This window comes from Paracidovorax konjaci, assembly GCF_900112675.1.
Taxonomy (GTDB): domain Bacteria; phylum Pseudomonadota; class Gammaproteobacteria; order Burkholderiales; family Burkholderiaceae_C; genus Paracidovorax; species Paracidovorax konjaci.
The window spans coordinates 17,313-36,590 of sequence record NZ_FOMQ01000021.1 but is presented as its reverse complement, the minus strand read 5'-3'; the positions used below and the strand labels follow the sequence as shown (position 1 = coordinate 36,590).

The 19,278-nt window shown below is 68.3% G+C and carries 16 protein-coding genes; 7 read left to right on the top strand and 9 right to left on the bottom strand.

The features are described from left to right. Positions 1-23 precede the first annotated feature (23 nt). The 8 genes from ubiB to serA all read right to left on the bottom strand — a co-directional run bounded on the left by ubiB (position 24) and on the right by serA (position 10,482). Positions 24-1,589, bottom strand: coding sequence for a ubiquinone biosynthesis regulatory protein kinase UbiB (gene ubiB / locus BM144_RS21105; RefSeq protein ID WP_092957259.1), 1,566 nt, complete (start codon positions 1,587-1,589; stop codon positions 24-26). Continuing rightward, complete coding sequence (locus BM144_RS21100) at positions 1,586-2,170, bottom strand: hypothetical protein (protein WP_092957256.1); 585 nt, start codon at positions 2,168-2,170, stop codon at positions 1,586-1,588. The genes ubiB and BM144_RS21100 overlap by 4 nt, the downstream gene beginning before the upstream one ends. Positions 2,171-2,280: 110 nt before the next feature. Next, entirely contained in the window at positions 2,281-3,303 is a 1,023-nt protein-coding gene (locus tag BM144_RS21095) for a Tim44 domain-containing protein (RefSeq protein ID WP_092957253.1), read from the bottom strand. A 41-nt stretch (positions 3,304-3,344) separates the two neighbouring features. Further along, positions 3,345-4,076, bottom strand: a complete 732-nt coding sequence (gene ubiE, locus BM144_RS21090) for a bifunctional demethylmenaquinone methyltransferase/2-methoxy-6-polyprenyl-1,4-benzoquinol methylase UbiE (protein WP_092957250.1) — start codon at positions 4,074-4,076, stop codon at positions 3,345-3,347. Between the two features lie 114 nt (positions 4,077-4,190). Next, positions 4,191-4,625 carry a gamma-butyrobetaine hydroxylase family protein gene (locus tag BM144_RS21085; protein ID WP_092957247.1) on the bottom strand — a complete coding sequence of 145 codons (435 nt, stop codon included), beginning with the start codon at positions 4,623-4,625 and terminating at the stop codon, positions 4,191-4,193. A gap of 126 nt (positions 4,626-4,751) precedes the next feature. After that, complete coding sequence (locus tag BM144_RS21080; protein WP_092957244.1) at positions 4,752-5,186, bottom strand: HIT family protein; 435 nt, start codon at positions 5,184-5,186, stop codon at positions 4,752-4,754. Next, entirely contained in the window at positions 5,186-9,109 is a 3,924-nt protein-coding gene (locus BM144_RS21075) for a DUF3683 domain-containing protein (RefSeq protein ID WP_092957241.1), read from the bottom strand. The genes BM144_RS21080 and BM144_RS21075 overlap by 1 nt, the downstream gene beginning before the upstream one ends. A 143-nt stretch (positions 9,110-9,252) precedes the next feature. Beyond that, on the bottom strand, positions 9,253-10,482 hold the full coding sequence (gene serA, locus BM144_RS21070; protein ID WP_092957238.1) for a phosphoglycerate dehydrogenase: 1,230 nt from the start codon (positions 10,480-10,482) through the stop codon (positions 9,253-9,255). A gap of 346 nt (positions 10,483-10,828) precedes the next feature. On the opposite strand from serA, the gene ugpB reads away from it, so the two are divergent. The 7 genes from ugpB (at position 10,829) to BM144_RS21035 (ending at position 18,919) form a co-directional block, all read left to right on the top strand. After that, the gene (ugpB, locus tag BM144_RS21065; RefSeq protein ID WP_092957235.1) at positions 10,829-12,139 is read left to right on the top strand and encodes a sn-glycerol-3-phosphate ABC transporter substrate-binding protein UgpB; all 1,311 of its coding nucleotides are present in this window, start codon (positions 10,829-10,831) and stop codon (positions 12,137-12,139) included. A gap of 151 nt (positions 12,140-12,290) precedes the next feature. Continuing rightward, a complete protein-coding gene (gene ugpA, locus BM144_RS21060) occupies positions 12,291-13,172 on the top strand; it encodes a sn-glycerol-3-phosphate ABC transporter permease UgpA (RefSeq protein WP_092957232.1) in 882 nt (293 codons plus the stop codon). A gap of 1 nt (position 13,173) precedes the next feature. Then, entirely contained in the window at positions 13,174-14,025 is an 852-nt protein-coding gene (gene ugpE, locus BM144_RS21055) for a sn-glycerol-3-phosphate ABC transporter permease UgpE (protein ID WP_092957229.1), read from the top strand. 63 nt (positions 14,026-14,088) lie between these two features. Continuing rightward, entirely contained in the window at positions 14,089-15,105 is a 1,017-nt protein-coding gene (locus BM144_RS21050; protein WP_092957226.1) for a sn-glycerol-3-phosphate import ATP-binding protein UgpC, read from the top strand. 23 nt (positions 15,106-15,128) lie between these two features. Then, positions 15,129-15,512, top strand: coding sequence for a bleomycin resistance protein (locus BM144_RS21045; RefSeq protein WP_092957223.1), 384 nt, complete (start codon positions 15,129-15,131; stop codon positions 15,510-15,512). Between the two features lie 64 nt (positions 15,513-15,576). Continuing rightward, a complete protein-coding gene (gene ugpQ / locus BM144_RS21040) occupies positions 15,577-16,338 on the top strand; it encodes a glycerophosphodiester phosphodiesterase (protein WP_092957220.1) in 762 nt (253 codons plus the stop codon). Positions 16,339-16,357: 19 nt separating this feature from the next. Further along, positions 16,358-18,919 (top strand): DUF3772 domain-containing protein, encoded by a 2,562-nt coding sequence (locus BM144_RS21035; protein ID WP_434802687.1) that lies wholly within the window; start codon positions 16,358-16,360, stop codon positions 18,917-18,919. Between the two features lie 38 nt (positions 18,920-18,957). On the opposite strand, the gene BM144_RS21030 is transcribed toward BM144_RS21035, so the two are convergent. Beyond that, a complete protein-coding gene (locus tag BM144_RS21030) occupies positions 18,958-19,236 on the bottom strand; it encodes a hypothetical protein (protein ID WP_092957217.1) in 279 nt (92 codons plus the stop codon). Positions 19,237-19,278: the final 42 nt, after the last annotated feature.

Here is a 19,278-nt window from a genome sequence, read left to right as displayed (position 1 = left end):
AAGGGCCGGCGTGCGGGCGCGCGTCAGTAGAACCTGAAGCGGATCAGGAACTGCAGCGCCAGGAGCCCCAGGACGAACCCGAGGCCTCCATACAGCAGGCTCTGCAGCAGCCGGTTGGTGCGGCGTTGCTCCGCCAGCAGCTCGGCCAGCTCGCGCCGGTGGTCATGCGGCTTTTCGCGGAGGTAGTCGTGCAACAACCGCGGCAGCTCGGGAAGCATCTTGGCGAAATGCGGGGCCTCCGCCTTCATCTCGCGCCAGAGGCGCTGCGGGCCCATCTGGTCGAGCATCCACTTCTCCAGGAACGGCTTGGCCGTGCTCCAGAGGTCGAGTTCGGGGTCGAGCTGGCGGCCCAGTCCCTCGATGTTCAGCAGCGTCTTCTGCAGCAGCACGAGCTGCGGCTGGATCTCCACCTGGAAGCGGCGCGAGGTCTGGAAGAGCCGCATGAGTACCATGCCCAGCGAGATTTCCTTGAGCGGCCGGTCGAAATACGGCTCACAGACGGCGCGGATGGCCGACTCCAGCTCATTGATGCGCGTGTCGGCAGGCACCCAGCCGCTTTCAACATGCAATTCGGCCACACGCTTGTAGTCGCGGCGGAAGAAGGCCGTGAAGTTCTGCGCGAGGTATTCCTTGTCGAACTCCGTGAGCGAGCCCACGATGCCGAAATCCAGCGAAATGTAGCGGCCGAAGGAGCCGGGCTCCAGGCTCACCTGGATGTTGCCCGGGTGCATGTCCGCATGGAAGAAGCCATCGCGGAACACCTGCGTGAAGAAGATCGTGACGCCATCCCGGGCGAGCTGGGCAATGTCCACTCCGGCCTCGCGCAACCGCTCGATCTGGCTGATGGGCACGCCCTTCATGCGCTCCATCACCAACACCTCGGGATGGCAGAAGTCCCAGACGATCTCGGGAATGCGCACCAGCCCCAGGCCTTCCATGTTGCGGCGCAGTTGCGCGGCGTTGGCGGCCTCGCGGATCAGGTCCAGCTCGTCGTGCAGGTAGTTGTCGAACTCGGCCACCACCTGCCGGGGCTTGAGGCGCTTGCCGTCGGCCGAGAGGCTTTCCACCCAGCCGGCCATCATGCGCATGAGGCCCAGGTCGTTGTCGATCACGGGCAGCATGCCCGGGCGCAGCACCTTCACGGCCACTTCGCGCTCCACGCCGTGCCGGTCCCGCACGACGGCGAAATGCACCTGGGCGATGGAAGCGCTGGCGATGGGCACGCGGTCGAACGACACGAAGACCTCACCGATCGGGCGGCGGAAGGCGCGCTCGATGGTAGCGACCGCCACATTCGGATCGAACGGGGGCACGCGGTCCTGCAGCAGGGCCAGTTCGTTGGCGATGTCGGGCGGCAGCAGATCGCGGCGCGTGGAGAGCACCTGCCCGAACTTCACGAAGATCGGCCCCAGGCGCTCCAGCGCTTCGCGCAGGCGCTGGCCGCGCGGCGCATCCAGCCGCCGGCCCACGGACACCACGCGCGCCAGCAACCGCAGCCACGGCTTGCGGAAGCTCGTCAGGACCAGTTCGTCGAGGCCATAGCGCAGCACCACCCAGACGATGGTGACACCGCGAAAGAGCCGGCTCATGGGGTGCCGTGGTCGGGGCCGGGCGCGGCCTGCGCGGCGCCGGGTGCGGCACGGCCCGCCATGCGCGCGCCCACGAACTGCTTGAGCGCCTGCGCCACGCGCCGCGCGGCCGTGCCGATCGCATGGGCGGGGGCATCGCCCAGCACCCGCGCCAGGTCTTCCTCGAGATCCCAGCGCACGTGGTCCACGAGCCACTGGATCTCGGCCGCCAGCTGCACGTCGCCTTCGATGCGGATGGAGGGCTTGTCGCCGCGCAGGGCCGCCTGGGCCAGCGACAGCGGAGAGGTATCGGTGATCTCGACGCGGAGGTCGGGCACGGCGGTTTCGCCGGCCAGGTCGAACAGCCCGGCGGGCGTCACGCGCAGCGCCATGGAATAGATGCGCCATTGCACCCGCGCCACGCTGCCGCTCTGGCGCACCAGCCGGTCCATGGCCTCGGGTTCCTGCATGAGCACGTGGTTGATGAACAGCACGAGCCGGTGCTGCACCTCATGCACCAGCCATTGCGGGGGCTGGGGGCCGCTGGTCACGCGCTCGAAGAGCCCGTCCAGAAACGAAAAAGGGGACTGTGGTGCTGCCATAGTCCCCGATTATTCCCCGAACTGGCCAGGGCGCCCGAAAGCTTATCCGTACGCACCCCGCGCCATTGCGGAAAAAGGCGCAGCCCGCGCCAGGCAGGCTGCGCGGGCCGTCATTGCAGGGCCTGCACGCCTGCCACGAGCCAGCCGCTGGCGCCGCTCTTGGGCTTGGTCATGTTCCAGACCTCGCGGAAGGGGCTGGGGCCGGCGGACAGCTCTTCACGGATCATTCCGGAGAACTCGACGCTGGCCATGTAGCCGTCGCCCAGGTCCTCGATGCCCAGGAGCTGCGCCTCAAGCATCACCACGTCGGTGTGGTTGGGCTGGTTGGCGCCGCGCAGGGATTCACGCTCGCTGAGCTGGGTGCGGATCTCGCCCACCATGCTGTCGGTCATCATGGAGCGCAGCGTATCGATGTCCGAGCGGTCCCAGGCGGCCTGCAGGGTCACGAAGTTCCGCTTGGCCGCGGCCAGGAAGGCCTCGGTGTCGAAGTCGGCCGGAACGCTCCAGCCTTGCGCTCCGGCGACTGCCGAGCCGATCACCACACCGCTGCCGGCACCGGCCGTGCGCGAGGCATCGAAGGCCATTCCGCCACGCTCGAACGGACGGGCGGACGCATCGTTGCCCACGTTCTGCGGGCTGTACTGGCGGGGCATGGGAGCCTGCGCGGGCGACACGGATCCGGCCCCGGCGCCCGCACCCTGGAAGGCGAAGGGCGCACCACCGGCGGAGGCGCCGGCAGGCTTGCGGGAACGCATGATCATGCCGATGACGGCGAAGGCGACCAGCGCCAGCAGGGCGATCAGCAGGAACTGGCCGAAGGCCTCGCCCAGGCCCAGGGAGTGGGCCAGCCAGGCGAGCCCCAGGCCGGCGGCGAGGCCGCCCAGCATGGCGCCCCAGGGCTTCTTGGGCGCTGCGGCCGCGGCCGCATTCGGCGCGGCGGCCGGCTTGGCGGCGGCTGCGTTGTTGGCGTTCTGCGCGGGCGCGGCCGGCGCGGCAGGTGGGCTGGCCTCGCGCTGCGTCACGTTGCTCGACTGCTTGCCGACCGACTTGCCGCCGCCCATGCGGCGCGCATCGGCGTCCAGATGGACCACCGCCAGCATCGCCACCAAAGCCACAGACCAGAGTTTCATCATGTCATCTCCATTTAGTTATCGAAAGCCGTCCGTCGTCCAGCTCAGCACTTGATTCCAACATGCAGGGCCACGATACCGCCCGTCATGTTGTGATAGTCCACATGCCCAAAGCCATTTTTCTGCATGAGGGTTTTGAGTTCCTCCTGGCCGGGATGCATGCGGATCGATTCGGCCAGGTAGCGGTAGCTCGTGTCGTCGCCGGCCACGAGCTTGCCCAGGCGGGGCAGCACCTTGAAGGAATACCAGTCGTAGGGCTTGCGCAGCGGCTTCGCGACCTGCGAGAACTCCAGCACCAGCAGCCGGCCGCGCGGCTTGAGCACCCGGCACATCTCTGCGATGGCCACGTCCTTGTGCGTCATGTTGCGCAGGCCGAAGGCCACGCTCACCACATCGAAATGGTTGTCGGGGAACGGCAGGTGCTCGGCATCGCAGACCAGCGTGGGCAGCACGGCGCCTTCGTCGATGAGCCGGTCGCGGCCCACGCGCAGCATGGATTCGTTGATGTCGGTGTGGACCACGGTGCCCGAAGGCCCGACCTTCTTCGCGAAGGCCTTCGAGAGGTCACCCGTGCCGCCGGCGATGTCGAGCACGCGCTGCCCCTCACGCAGGTTGGCGACCATCACGGTGTAGGCCTTCCATGCCCGGTGCAGCCCGCCGGACATGAGATCGTTCATGAGGTCGTACTTCGAGGCCACGGAGTCGAACACGCCGCGCACGCGGCGAGCCTTGTCCTTCTCATCGACCGACTGGAATCCAAAATGGGTGGTGCTCATGCCGCGATGCTAAAGCGCCGCCACCCGCGGCGTACAGCGACAACCCCGCAACCGCCTGGGGCATGTGTGGCGATTGGATGACGGAACGCGCCCGCACGGGGCCGCGCCGCGCCCTCAATGCCCGCCGCAGCCCCCGTGCGAAGCACCGCCGCCACCACGGCGCGGCGCGGGCATGGGCGCATCGCGATCGGCACCGGCGAGCGCCAGGCGCTCGGCATATTGCGCCCACAGCGCCTCCTGCCGCTGGCCCAGTTCGTAGAGCCAGTCCCACGAGAAGATGCCGGTGTCGTGGCCGTCGGAGAACGTGGGCCGGATCGCGTAGTGGCCCACGGGTTCGATGGCGGTGATGGTGACGTCGCGCTTGCCGGTCTGCAGCACTTCCTGCCCCGGTCCATGCCCCTGCACTTCGGCCGAGGGCGAGTAGACGCGCATCAGCTCGAACGGGATGCGGAAGGCCGCGCCATCGGAGAAGACGACCTCCAGCACGCGCGAGGCGCCGTGCGCGGTGAGCGATTGCGGCAGCGGGGTGTCGGGTTTCAGGCCGGCCATGGCAGTCCTCGGCGAATGCGGTGGGAGATAAGAAAAGAAAACGGAGCGAAGCCCGGCGAAAGCGATACGCCGCGATTGTGCTGCGCGGCCGATCACCCTGCCCTGGCCGCGGGCACGGCTCAGGGCTCAGACGAGCCGGTCCAGGTGTTCGCGCAGAGCGCCTTCCATGCGGTCGCGCCGGGACAGGATTTCCTCCTGCTCCTGCGCGGGAGAGCGCTCGCGGACCGCGGCCGCCCAGACCGGCGACGGGAAGTGGCTGTCCCATGCGAAGCGGGCGATCACGTGCCAGTGCAGGTGCGGCACCATGTTGCCCAGGGCTGCGAGGTTGATCTTCTGCGGCTGCAGATGCGTGCGCAGCGCATGCTCCACGGCCACGACCGCATCCATGCACAGCAGCCGATCGGGCGCGGAGAGGTCCGAGAACTCCGCCACATGCGCGTTCCAGACCACGCGGTAGAAGGCGGGAAAGCCCGGCTCGTCGGCACGGATCACGCGCAGGCGTTCCCCGCGCCACACCAGCGCGCCGCCATCGCCGCCGCACAGGGGGCAGGCGGTGGCCATCAGACCAGCACCCGTTCGATGCCGCCAGCGTTGGCACGCTGCACGTACTCGGGCATCCAGTTCTCGCCCAGGATCTCGCGTGCCATCTCGACGACGATGTAGTCGGCTTCGAGCAGGCCGTTCTGCAGATCGTCCTGGTAGCGGTTGAGGCCCTGCAGGCAGCTCGGGCAGCTCGTGAGGATCTTCACGTTCTCCTGCGGGGCGACGGCGCCGCTCGCGCGCAGGGAGGCTTCGCCCTTGCGGATCTCCTGCTCCTTGCGGAACCGCACCTGCGTGGAGATGTCGGGCCGCGTCACGCCCAGCGTGCCGGATTCTCCGCAGCAGCGCTCGCTCTTGGTGACCTGCGGGCCGACGAGCGCCTTCACGGTCTTGACCGAATCCTGCAGCTTCATCGGGTTGTGGCAGGGCTCGTGGTAGAGGTAGGCGCCCTTGCCCTGCAGCGTGATGCCCTTCTCCAGCAGGTATTCGTGGATGTCGATGATCCGGCAGCCCGGGAAGATCTTGTCGAACTGGTAGCCCTGCAGCTGGTCGTAGCAGGTGCCGCAGCTCACCACCACGGTCTTGATGTCCAGGTAGTTGAGCGTGTTGGCCACGCGGTGGAAGAGCACCCGGTTGTCGGTGATCATCTGCTCGGCGCGGTCGAACTGCCCGCTGCCGCGCTGCGGATAGCCGCAGCACAGGTAGCCCGGCGGCAGCACGGTCTGCACGCCGGCATGCCAGAGCATGGCCTGCGTGGCCAGGCCCACCTGGCTGAACAGGCGCTCGGAGCCGCAGCCGGGGAAGTAGAAGACCGCTTCCGTCTCGGCCGTGGTGGCGGCCGGGTTGCGGATGATGGGCACGTAGTTCTTGTCCTCGATGTCCAGCAGCGCGCGCGCGGTCTTCTTGGGCAGGCCGCCCGGCAGCTTCTTGTTCACGAAGTGGATCACCTGCTCCTTCACGGGCGCGGTGCCCACGGTGGCGGGCGGGTGCGCGGTCTGGCGCCGGCCCACGGCGCGCAGCAGGTCGACCACGGCGCGCTGGGCCTTGAAGCCCACGTCCACCATCGCCGAACGCATGAACTTGATGGTGTCCGGGTTGGTGGCGTTCAGCATCGCCATCGCCACCTTGTTGCCGGGACGGAAGCTCTTCTTGCCCATCTTGCGCAGCAGGTTGCGCATGTTCATGGTCACGTCGCCGAAGTCGATCTTGACCGGGCACGGCGTGTAGCACTTGTGGCAGACGGTGCAGTGGTCGGCCACGTCCTCGAACTCCTGCCAGTGCTTGATCGAGACACCGCGGCGGGTCTGCTCCTCGTAGAGGAAGGCCTCGACCAGCAGCGAGGTCGCCAGGATCTTGTTGCGCGGGCTGTAGAGCAGGCTGGCGCGCGGCACGTGCGTGGCGCACACGGGCTTGCACTTGCCGCAGCGCAGGCAGTCCTTGACCGAATCGGCGATGGCGCCGATGTCGCTCTGCTGCATGATCAGCGACTCGTGCCCCATGAGGCCGAAGCTCGGCGTGTAGGCATTGGTCAGGTCGGCCGCCCGCAGGGCCTCGCGCCCGGCATTGGAAGCCAGATCGCCTCCATGCCGCCGATTCTGCTGCGTTTCTTGCTCCTGATTTCGTAGCAACTTGCCTTTATTGAAGCGGCCCTGCGGGTCCACCCGGCGCTTGTAGTCGGCGAATGGCTGCAGCTCTTCGTCGGTCAGGAATTCGAGCTTGGTGATGCCGATGCCGTGCTCGCCCGAGATCACCCCGCCCAGGCTGCGCGCCAGCACCATGATGCGTGCCACCGCCTCGTGGGCAGTCTGCAGCATCTGGTAGTCGTCGCTGTTCACCGGGAGGTTGGTGTGCACGTTGCCGTCGCCCGCGTGCATGTGCAGCGCCACCCAGACGCGGCCCTTGAGCACGCGCTGGTGGATGGCCGCCGCCTCGGCCATGAGCGGCTGGAAGGCCGCGCCCGCGAAGATCTTGCCGAGCGGTTCGCGCAATTGGGTCTTCCAGCTCGCGCGCAGCGTGTGGTCCTGCAACTGCGGGAACAGCGTGGCGACATCCTGCAGCCAGCCGGCCCACAGGTCGCGCACCCCGCCCACCAGCGCCACGGCCTGCGCCACCCGGTCCTCGAGCAGCTCGGCCGACGGGATTTCGTGCGCGTCGTCCTGCCGGCCCAGCGGCAGGTTGCCGCGCAGGAAGAAGTCCTCCAGCGCGTCGCACAGCGCGATCTTGTTGCGCAGGGACAGCTCGATGTTGATGCGCTCGATGCCGTCGGTGTACTCGGCCATGCGCGGCAGCGGGATCACCACGTCTTCGTTGATCTTGAAGGCGTTGGTGTGGCGGCTGATGGCGGCCGTGCGCTTGCGGTCGAGCCAGAACTTCTTGCGCGCCTCGGGGCTGATGGCGATGAAGCCTTCGCCCGAGCGCGAGTTGGCGATGCGCACCACCTCGCTGGTCGCCCGCGCCACGGCGTCGGCGTCGTCGCCCGCGATGTCGCCGAAGAGCACCATCTTGGGCAGGCCGCCATGCTTCTTGCTCTTGGTGGCATAGCCCACGGCCTTGAGGTAGCGGTCGTCCAGATGCTCCAGGCCCGCCAGCAGCACGCCGGAGCGGCCCGCCTCGGCGAACATGAAATCCTTGATCTCGACGATGCTCGGCACCGCGTCGCGGGCGTTGCCGAAGAACTCCAGGCACACCGTGCGCGTGTGCTCCGACATGCGGTGCACGATCCAGCGCGCGCTGGTGATGAGGCCGTCGCAGCCCTCCTTCTGGATGCCCGGCAGGCCGGAGAGGAACTTGTCCGTCACGTCCTTGCCCAGGCCTTCCTTGCGGAAGGTCTTGCCGGGGATGTCCAGACGCTCGGTGCGCAGCGGCGTCTTGCCGTCCGCGGCGAAGTACTGCAGATCGAAGCTGGCCACCTCGGCATCGTGGATCTTGCCGAGGTTGTGGCCCACGCGCGTGACCTCCAGCCATTCGGCCTCGGGCGTGACCATGCGCCAGGAAGCGAGGTTGTCCAGCGCGGTGCCCCAGAGCACCGCCTTCTTGCCGCCCGCGTTCATGGCGATGTTGCCGCCGATGCACGAGGCCTCGGCGCTGGTGGGGTCCACGGCGAACACGTAGCCCGCGCGTTCGGCCGCATCGGCCACGCGCTGCGTGACCACGCCGGCCTCGGTCCAGATCGTGGGGAACTCGCCGTCCAGGCCGGGCAGCCGCACCTGCTCGACCTCGGTCATCGCTTCGAGCTTCTCGGTGTTGATGACCGCGCTGCGCCAGGTGAGCGGGATGGCGCCGCCCGTGTAGCCGGTGCCGCCCCCGCGCGGGATGATGGTGAGCTCCAGCTCGATGCACGCCTTGACGAGCTGGGCCATCTCGGCCTCGGAGTCGGGCGTGAGCACCACGAACGGGTATTCGATGCGCCAGTCGGTCGCGTCGGTCACGTGGGAGACGCGCGAGAGCCCGTCGAACTTGATGTTGTCCCGGGCCGTGAGCCGGCCCAGGCGGCGCTGCACGCTGCGCCGCAACTGGGCAGCTTCCACGAAGGCGGCATCGAAGCGCTCGATGGCGCCGCGCGCGGACTCGACGAGCTGGCCCACGAGCCGGTCGCGCTCGGCGTCGTCGCCGGGCGTGCGGCGCTTCTGGATCTCGGTCAGGCGGTGCTGCAGGGCTTCGACCAGCAGCTTGCGGCGGTCGGGGTTGTCCAGCAGGTCGTCCTGCAGATAGGGGTTGCGCTGCACCACCCAGATGTCGCCCAGCACCTCGTAGAGCATGCGGGCGGACCGGCCCGTGCGGCGCTCGCGGCGCAACTGGTCCAGCACGTCCCAGGAGGGGGCGCCCAGCAGGCGGATGACGATTTCCCTGTCGGAAAACGAGGTGTAGTTATAGGGAATCTCGCGCAGGCGAGTGGGCTCTGCGGCCTGGGCCTGCAGGGCGGCCAGCGCTATCGGAACATTCATGGGGTGGACCTGGGTCGGGCGCTGGCGGCGCGCCCTCGTGCCTCGGGGCCGGCGATTTTACGCCAGCGCCCGGAGCGCCGCCGGCCGCGGCCGGCAATCCCCCGCGCACAGTGAATGGCCGGTGCGCGGCCCCTGCCCGGGCGTCAGAACAGCACGCGGCTGCGGATGGTGCCGGGCACCTGCGCGAGCTTGTCCTGCGCCAGTTCGGACGACTGGGCATCGATGTCGATCACCACGTAGCCCACCTTGTCGTTGGTCTGCAGGTACTGCGCGGCGATGTTGATCTGGTTGTCCGAGAAGATCTGGTTGATCTGCGAGAGCACGCCCGGCACGTTGCGGTGGATGTGCAGCAGCCGGTGCTTGCCCGGGTGGGCGGGCAGCGCCACCTCGGGGAAGTTCACCGACGAGGTGGAGGTGCCGTTGTCGCTGTACTTGACGAGCTTCTCGGCCACCTCCAGCCCGATGTTGGCCTGCGCCTCCATGGTGGAGCCGCCGATGTGCGGCGTGAGGATGACGTTGTCCAGCCCGCGCAGCGGCGAGACGAACTCGTCCTTGTTGCTGCGCGGCTCCACGGGAAAGACGTCGATGGCCGCACCCAGCAGCTTGCGGGCGCGCAGGGCTTCGGCCAGCGCCTCGATGCGCACCACCGTGCCGCGCGCGGCATTGATGAGGATGGCGCCCTGCTTCATGGCGGCCAGCTCCTCGGGGCCGATCATCCATTGCGTGGACGGCAGCTCGGGCACGTGCAGCGTGACGATGTCGCTCTGCTCCAGCAGGGAATGCAGCGAAGGCGCCTGCCGCGCGTTGCCCAGCGGCAGCTTGCTGACCACGTCGTGGAAGACCACGTGCATGCCCAGCGACTCGGCCAGCACCGAGAGTTGCGTGCCGATGGAGCCGTAGCCCACGATGCCCAGCGTCTTGCCGCGGATCTCGTAGGCGTTGTCCGCGCTCTTGAGCCAGCCGCCGCGGTGGGCCACCGCGTTCTTCTCGGGCACGCCGCGCAGCAGCAGGATGCCCTCGGCCAGCACCAGTTCGGCCACGGAACGGGTGTTGGAGTACGGCGCGTTGAACACTGCGATGCCGCGCTCGCGCGCGGCGTTCAGGTCGATCTGGTTCGTGCCGATGCAGAAGGCGCCCACGGCCACGAGCTTGTGGGCGTGCTCGAACACGTCGGCGGTGAGCTGGGTGCGCGAGCGGATCCCCAGGAAATGCACGTCCGCGATCTTGCGCTTGAGCTCCTCCCCGTCCAGCGCGCCGGTCAGGGCCTCGATCTGGGTGTAGCCCGCGCCGCGCAGCACGTCGAGCGCGGACGGATGCACGCCCTCCAGCAGAAGGAATTTGATCTTGCTTTTATCCAGGGAGGTCTTGGTCATGGAACAACAAAAGAAGAAGGGAAGAGCGGGATGAAGGCCGGGATGGGGCGCGAAGCGGGGCTTCAGGCGCACGCTGCTTTCGCAGATCGCATGCCATTGTGCAATGGGAAAAAACCCTGCTGCAGGGGCGCCTACCGCACCACGGTGCGGAATGTCCGTCATGCAGGTGACGCGCAAAGGCCTGACCACGTCACAGAATTGACACAATTCCGCATTGCCTGCCTCGCCCGCCCCGGGAAGTTCCCGATCTGCGGAACCGCCCATGTATGCGACAACGACATACCGATGACACGAACGACGCATACCATGCGCCGTTTTTGCATCCGCCATTCTTTGAGGAGTTTCCATGCATTTCAAGCACCTGGCGCTGACCGCCGCCATTGCCGCCACCGTCTGCGTCTCCGCGCAGGCCCAGACCGAGATCCAGTGGTGGCATTCGATGACGGCCGTCAACGGCGAATGGGTGAACGACCTGGCCCGCCAGTTCAACGAGAGCCAGAAGGACTACAAGATCGTGCCCACCTACAAGGGCACCTATGACGAATCCATGACGGCGTCGATCGCGGCCTTCCGCGCCGGCAACGCCCCGCACATCCTGCAGGTGTTCGAAGTGGGCACCGCCACGATGATGGCCAGCAAGGGCGCCGTGGTGCCCGTGGGCAAGGTGATGCAGGACGCGGGCATGCCGTTCGACCCCAAGGTCTACATCCCCGCGGTGGCCGGCTACTACACGGCACCCAACGGCCAGATGCTGAGCTTCCCGTTCAACAGCTCCACCACCATCTTCTATTTCAACAAGGACGCGTTCAAGGCCGCCGGCCTGCCCACCGACAAGGCGCCCGCCACGTGGCCCGAAGTGGTCAACGCGGCAGCCAAGCTGAAGGCCTCCGGCCACAAGTGCCCGTTCACCACCGCCTGGCAGAACTGGACGCAGGTGGAGAGCTTCTCGGCCTGGCACAACGTGGAGTTCGCCTCCAAGTCGAACGGCCTGCAGGGCCTGGACGCCCGCCTGAAGGTGGACTCCCCGCTGCACGTGCGCCACATCGAGAACCTCGCCAACATGGCCAAGCAGGGCCTGTTCATCTACAAGGGCCGCGGCAACGTGCCCGAGGCGAGCTTCGTGTCGGGCGAGTGCGCCATGATCAACACGTCGTCCGGCTTCTACGGCAACGTGGCCAAGAACGCCAAGTTCGCCTACGGCCTGGCTCCCCTGCCCTACTACCCGGATGTGCCCGGCGCACCGCAGAACACCGTCATCGGCGGCGCCAGCCTCTGGGTGATGGCCGGCAAGAAGCCCGCCGAATACAAGGGCGTGGCCTCGTTCTTCAAGTTCATCTCCACCCCCGAGGTGCAGTCGGCCAGCCACAAGCGCACGGGCTACCTGCCGGTGACCACGGCCGCCTACGAGCTGACCGAGAAGTCCGGCTTCTACAAGGAGAACCCCGGCACCGACGTGGCCGTGACGCAGATGGTCCGCAAGGTCACCGACAAGAGCCGCGGCATCCGCCTGGGCAACTACGTGCAGATCCGCGCCATCGAGGACGAAGAGCTGGAACAGGTCTGGTCCGGCAAGAAGACCGCCAAGGAAGCCCTGGACTCGATCGTGAAGCGCGGCAACGAACAGCTGGACCGCTTCCAGAAGGCCAACAAGGGCTGAGCATCGCCGGAACCCGGCCGCGGGCGGCACGCCGCGCGGCCCCGGCTTCCGTACGACCCTCCCCGCCCAGCGGGGAGGGTTTTTTCATCAGTCGCCGGCATTCCCCCGCGGGAACCGCGCGCATGGCACGCAAGGGACAATCGCCCCCATCATGGAAAAACGCGTTCGATTCAAATCCGCCTGGCTGCCGTGGCTGCTCATCGCCCCGCAGATGGTCATCATCCTGGTCTTCTTCTTCTGGCCGGCCAGCCAGGCGCTGGTGCAGTCGCTGCAGATGCAGGACGCCTTCGGCACCTCCACCGAGTGGGTGGGTCTGGAGAACTTCAAGAACCTGTTCAACGACCCGAGCTACGTGGAATCCATCAAGACCACGGCCTTCTTCTCGGTGCTCGTGGCCGGCAGCGGCATCGCACTGTCGCTGCTGCTCGCCGTGTTCGCCGACCGCGTGGTGCGCGGCGCGATGTTCTACAAGACCCTGCTGATCCTGCCCTACGCCGTCGCGCCCGCGGTGGCCGCGGTGCTCTGGGTGTTCATGTTCTCGCCCTCGCTCGGCGTGGTCGCGTACGGACTGGGCAAGCTCGGCATCGACTGGAACCACCTGCTGAACTCCGGCCACGCGATGACGCTGATCGTCATGGCCTCGGTCTGGAAGCAGATTTCCTACAACTTCCTGTTCTTCCTCGCGGGGCTGCAGTCGATTCCGAAGTCCCTGATCGAGGCCGCCTCCATCGATGGCGCGGGCCCGTGGCGGCGCTTCTGGAGCGTGCAGTTCCCGCTGCTCTCGCCCACCACCTTCTTCCTGCTCGTGATCAACGTGGTGTATGCCTTCTTCGACACCTTCGCCATCGTGGACGCCGCCACGCAGGGCGGCCCCGGCAAGGACACCGCGATCCTCGTCTACAAGGTGTATTACGACGGCTTCAAGGCCATGGACCTGGGCGGCTCGGCCGCGCAGTCGGTGGTGCTGATGCTCATCGTGGTGGCGCTGACCGTGGTGCAGTTCCGCTACGTCGAAAAGAAAGTGCAGTACTGACATGGTCGAACGCAGCCTCACGCGCGGCATCCTCGCGCACTTCATCATGGTCCTGGGGGTCGCCATCGTGGCGTTCCCGCTGTACCTCGCCTTCGTCGCCTCCACGCACACCGCACAGGAAATCGTGCAGGCGCCCATGCCGCTGCTGCCGGGCAGCCATTTCTGGGAGACCTACTCCGCCGCGCTCTTCGGCCGCGACCAGGGCGCCGGCTCTACCGCCCCGGTGGCGCGGATGATGTGGGTGAGCTTCGTCTCGGCGATGGTCATCACCTTCGGCAAGATCTCCATCTCGCTGCTGTCGGCTTTCGCCATCGTCTACTTCCGCTTTCCCTTCAAGGGCCTGTGCTTCTGGCTGATCTTCATCACCCTGATGCTGCCCGTCGAAGTGCGCATCGGCCCCACCTACCAAGTGGTGTCGGACCTGGGGATGCTCAACAGCTACGCCGGCCTCACGGTGCCGCTGATCGCCTCGGCCACAGCCACGTTCCTCTTCCGCCAGTTCTTCCTGACGGTGCCCGACGAACTCGTGGAGGCTGCGCGCATCGATGGCGCGGGCCCCATGCGCTTCTTCAAGGACGTGCTCGTGCCGCTGTCGCGCACCTCCATCGCGGCACTGTTCGTGATCCAGTTCATCTACGGCTGGAACCAGTACCTGTGGCCCCTGCTGGCCACCACCAGCGAAGACATGTACCCCGTGGTGATCGGCATCAAGCGCATGATCGCCGGCGGCGACGGCCAGAACGAGTGGAACATCGTCATGGCCACGGCCATCCTCGCGATGCTGCCTCCCGCCATCGTCGTGATCCTGATGCAGAAGTGGTTCGTGAAGGGCCTGGTGGACACCGAGAAGTAAGCCCCGGCCACCCCGCCCCGCAGCAAGCGACACCGACAACCCCTCCCCTATTCCCAGACAGACATGGCATCTCTTTCCCTGCGCAACGTCATCAAGCGCTACGGCGTCGGCCCCAAGGCCAATCCGGTCATCCACGGCGTGAGCGCCGAGATCCAGGATGGCGAATTCATCGTCATCGTCGGCCCCTCGGGCTGCGGCAAATCCACGCTGCTGCGCATGGTGGCCGGCCTGGAGGAGATCTCCGGCGGCGAGATCGCCATCGGCAACCGCGTGGTCAACGACCTGGAACCCGCCCAGCGCGACATCGCCATGGTGTTCCAGAACTACGCGCTTTACCCGCACATGACGAACTTCGAGAACATGGCCTACGGCCTGAAGATCGCCAAGGTGCCCAAGGACGAGATCCGCGCGCGCGTGGACAAGGCCGCGAAGATCCTCGAACTCGGCCACCTGCTGGAGCGCAAGCCGCGCGAACTGTCAGGCGGCCAGCGCCAGCGCGTGGCCATGGGCCGCGCCATCGTGCGCCAGCCGCAGGTGTTCCTGTTCGACGAACCGCTCTCCAACCTCGACGCCAAGCTGCGCGCGCAGACCCGCCTGGAGATCCAGAAACTGCACCGCGAACTGGGCATCACCAGCCTGTTCGTCACGCACGACCAGGTCGAGGCCATGACGCTCGCGCAGCGGATGATCGTCATGAACGGCGGCGTGATGGAACAGTTAGGCACGCCCGAAGAGGTCTACCACGCGCCCGCATCGACCTTCGTGGCCAGCTTCATCGGCTCGCCGCCGATGAACCTGCTCAAGAACGCGCCCGGCGGCCGGCAGGGCACCATCCTGGGCATCCGCCCCGAGCACCTCGACATCGCCGATACCGGCTGGGACCTGCGCGTCGAGACCGTCGAGCTGCTGGGCGCCGAGCGGCTCGTCTATGGCCGCCTGCAATCGGGCAGCGGGGACGAGCAGGTGATCGTGCGCATCGAAGAGGGCACGCACCATCCGCAGCCCGAAGAAACCATCCGCGTCGCGCCGCGCGAAGAGCGCCTGCACTGGTTCGACGCCGGCACCGGCAAGCGCATCTGAAGCCCCGCACCCCGGCACACCCCATGGCCAACGCGCTCCACGCCACCATCCCCGTGCTGGCATCGCTCGACCTGGACGAGAGCGCCGCGTTCTACGTGGACCGCCTGGGGTTCGCCATCGCGCTGCGCGCGGCCGACTACCTCATCGCCACCCGCGACGGCTGCGAGCTGCATTTCTGGCTCTGCGACGATCGTCACATCGCGGAGAACACCTCGTGCTACCTGCGCGGCGACGTGCGGGCGCTGCATGCCGATTTCACACGCCGCGGGCTCCCGCACGAGCCCCCGGCCGAGCGCCCTTGGGGCATGCGCGAGCTGTACGTGATCGATCCGCACGGCAACCTGCTCAAGTTCGGCGAGCCCTGCGAAGCCACGGCCGAGCCGACTGCGGCGCCTTCTTCTGACTGAACGGCAGGCGCGTGGGCTGCGGAGGCCCTCCGCACCGCGCGCCGTCCACCCAAACCGCCACCCCATGACCGCCTCCACCCCTGCCGCTTCCACCGACTGGCCCTACCCGCGCTGGATCGCGCACCGCGGCGCGGGCAAGCTCGCGCCCGAGAACACGCTCGCGGCCTTCCGGCTGGGGGCGCAGCACGGCTACCGCATGTTCGAGTGCGATGCCAAGCTCAGCAGCGACGGCGTGCCCTTCCTGCTGCACGACGCCACGCTGCAGCGCACGACCAGCGGCCACGGCACGGCGGGCGAGCGCCCCTGGAGCGAGCTGTCGCAGCTCGACGCCGGTGGCTGGCACTCCCGCGGCTGCGCGGGCGAGCCGCTGCCCACGCTGGAAAACATTGCGCGCTTCTGCATCGCCAACGGCTACTTCCTCAACATCGAGATCAAGCCCACGCCGGGCACCGAAGAAGAAACCGGCCGCGCCGTGGCGGCGCTGGCCGCGCGCCTGTGGCTGGGCGCCGCGGTGCCGCCGCTGCTCACCTCGTTCCAGGTGCCGGCGCTCACGGGCGCGCGCGATGCCGCACCCCAGTTGCCGCGCGGGCTGCTGCTGGACAGCCTGCCTCCGGGCTGGCTCGACACCGCGCGCCAGCTCGGCTGCGCTGCCGTGGTCTGCAACCATGCGCTCTGGACGGCGGAAAACGTGGCCGAAGTCCAGGGCTGCGGCCTGCGCGCCCTCAGCTACACCGTGAACGACGAATGGGCGGCGCAGCGGCTCATCGATCTCGGCACCGACGGCATCATCACGGACCGCGTGGACCTTTTCAGCCCGGCACGGTGATACCCTCCCGGTCCACGCCATGGACCCGACCGTTCTCCCCACCCCACCCCTGCGCCCCACCGATCCCCGCGCCAGCAGCGCACCGCGCAGGCGGCTGATCGCCGTGCTGGCGGCCTGCCTGCTCTGGCTGCTGGCGACCCACTTTCCCACGACCATCGCGCAGGAGCGTGCCCCTGCCTCCGCCCCGGCCCCATCCAGCAGCGCCGCCGCGGCACGGGCCGCCGCCATGGCCGCCGCTGTCGATCCCGATGTCCCGCTGCCTTCGGTGGACGAGCTGCGCAAGCGCCTCGACGCCGTGCCCCGCAAGCTCGGCGAGGACGACGACGGCCGCAAGCTGGTCAACGACGTCTATGGCATCGGCACGGCGGCCGAACAGTTGGTGGCCCGCCGCACGGTGGAGCTGGCCGACCTGGACACGCGCCTGGCGGGCCTCGGCCCCACGCCGGAGAAAGGGGCGCCGGCCGATGCGCCCGACGTCGCGCAGCAGCGTGCGGCGCTCGCCAAGCAGCGCGGCACGGTCGATGCGGACCTGAAGCTCGCGCGCCTCATCGTCGTGGACGCCGACCAGCTCAGCGCCGACCTCCTGCGCCAGCGCCGCCAGCAGTTCCAGGCCGCGCTCACGGCGCGCGCCGATTCCCCGCTGGGCGCGGCCTTCTGGCGCAACCTGCGCAGCGCCTTGCCCAACGACACCGCGCGCCTGGCCGCCCTGGCCAGCGAAGCGAAGCAGGCCGTGCGCCAGGCGCTGGAGCCCGAGCGGCGCAATACCTTCCTGCTGAGCCTGATCGGCGCCCTGCTGCTGGCCGTGGTCGGCAACTGGGCGGGAGAGCGGCTGCTGGTGCGCATCGCGCCCGCCAAGCTGCCGGCCGGCCGGCTGCGGCGCTCCCTGCTGGCGGCCGCCTCCGTGGTGACCAACGTGGTCCTCATCGGCACGGCGGCGCAACTGCTGCTGAGCGGCCTGGACGCCAACAACAACCTGGGCGAGCGGCTGGACGGGCTGGGACACACCGCCGTGGGCCTGGCCGTGTTCGCGGCCTTCGCCATCGGCCTGGGCCACGCGCTGCTGTCGCGCAAGCGCAGCTCCTGGCGCCTGCCCTCGCTGCCCGACGATCTGGCCCGCCGGCTGAGCCCGTACCCCTGGCTGATCGCCATCGTCGCTTCGCTGGGCGGCATGGTCACCGAGATCAATGCCGCCGTGGCCGCCAGCCTCTCGGCCGAAGTCACGGCACAGGCCTTCTTCGCGCTGCTCGTGGCGGCCGTCGTCGCGGCCTCCGTGCGGCAGTTGAACGCGCCGGCGGCGGCGGCCTCGGCGGCGCAGGAGGGGGCGGAAGGCAGCGGCGATGCGCCGGCACCCGCCCCTGCGCCGCGGCCCCTCTGGGTGGGCCTGCTGGTCGCCCTGGCGGGCATCGCTTCCCTCGCCGTCGTGGTGCTGGTCGCCTTCGGCTACATCGCGCTGGCCGGCGCGCTCGCGCGGCAGATGGTCTGGAGCGGCGTCGCCTTCGCCACGGCCTACCTGCTCCACCAGCTCGCGGACGACGTCTGCGAAGCCGTGCTGTCGTCCAAGGGCAGCTTCGGGCGGCGCCTGCACGCGGGCATGGGGATCGACCCCGGGTTGCTCGACCAGTCGGCGGTGGTGGTGTCGGGCGTGCTGCGCCTGGTGCTGTTCTTCTACCTCGTCATCGCGCTGCTGGCGCCCTTCGGCACCGGCCCGGACGAGCTGTTCCGTCGGGGCAGCAGCATCGACCAGAACCTCAGCGTGGGCAACTTCGCCCTGGCGCCGCAGGCGCTGCTGACGGCGCTGGCCGTGGTGGTGGTGGGCTTCGTCGGCATCCGCGTGGTCAAGCGCTGGCTCAGCGACCGCTACTTCCCCAGCACGTCGCTGGAGCCGGGCATGCGCAGCTCCATCACCACCCTGCTCGGCTATGTCGGCGGCGTGATGGTGGTGGCCGCCGCGCTGGCGGCGCTGGGAATCAGCGTGGAACGCATCGCCTGGGTCGCGAGCGCGCTCTCGGTGGGCATCGGCTTCGGGCTGCAGGCCATCGTGCAGAACTTCATCTCCGGCCTGATCCTGCTGGCCGAGCGGCCCGTGAAGGTGGGCGACTGGGTGAAGCTGGGCGACACCGAGGGCGACATCCGCCGCATCAACGTGCGCGCCACGGAGATCCAGCTCGGCGACCACTCCACCGTGATCGTGCCCAACTCGGAATTCATCACCAAGACCGTGCGCAACATGACCTGGGGCGGCGCCCAGGGCCGCGTGCTGCTGCGGCTGCCCGCGCCGCTGGACACCGATGCGCAGCGCATGCGCGAGGTGATCCTCGGCGCGTTCCGGGCCCACCCGGACGTGCTGGAGAGCCCGGCACCCATCGTGCAGCTCGAAGGCATCGTGGAAGGCACGCTCACGTTCCTGGCCATCGGCCACGTGAACAACCCGCGCAATGCGGGCGGTGTGCGCAGCGACCTGCTGTTCTCGATCCTGGACACGCTGCGGCGAGCCGGGCTGGCGCTGTCGCCGCCGGCCTCCACGTCGGTGCCCGGGGCACAGTCCAGGCCCGCGGCCGAGCCCCAGGGCCCGGCGGACTGACGGCCCGGCGCGGCTATCTCCGCGATTGCCAATCGGTATCAGCGGCGCCAGCCGCGCAGCATCAGCCACTGGCTGGTGCCGCACGCCGCCGCCAGCGCCGCATAGGTGAGCATCTTTCCGTCCCGCCCGAACAGCACCAGCCCTGCCCCGAGTACCACCACACCCACTATCAAATTAATAGCAAACTCTCCAATGAATCCGGCGGCATGGGGCGATTTTCGATAGAAGACTCGCCCCGCGGCCGCCAGCAGGAGGGACACGCCCAGCGCGGGCGCTGCGAAGTTCAGCAGGTGGTTGGCGGCGGCAAGAGGGTCCATGGCTCAAAGGCATGACACAGATCAAGGCCCTTGCACGGAAGG